At 60.9% G+C, this 304-nt stretch carries 1 pseudogene; it reads left to right on the top strand.

What is annotated here, in order from left to right:
* Nucleotides 1-304: pseudogene (locus P0G09_RS18350) on the top strand (excinuclease ABC subunit UvrA); the annotation flags it as partial.

The following is a 304-nucleotide window of genomic DNA, read 5'->3' as shown; positions in this document are numbered from 1 at the left end:
AATTGCTGTGCCCCAGACCCGCCGCACCGGCAATGGAAACTTCCTGACCGTGAAAGGTGCCCGGGAAAACAACCTGCGCAACATTGATGTCCGGTTCCCGCTGGGTGAGTACGTTTGTGTGACCGGCATTTCCGGTTCCGGCAAGTCCAGCCTGATCAATGAGATCCTGTACAAGACGCTGGCCTGTGAGCTGATCGGTGCCCGCAGCCGTGCGGGCAAGTGCGACGGGGTGGAGGGCCTTGAGTTCGTGGATAAGGTCATTGGCATCGACCAGCAGCCCATCGGCCGCACGCCCCGCTCAAAC

The organism is Faecalibacterium sp. DFI.5.82, from assembly GCF_029076575.1.
Lineage (GTDB): Bacteria > Bacillota > Clostridia > Oscillospirales > Ruminococcaceae > Faecalibacterium > Faecalibacterium duncaniae.
The sequence above is the reverse complement of the archived record's forward strand: the minus strand, read 5'-3'. Positions and strand labels throughout refer to the sequence as shown.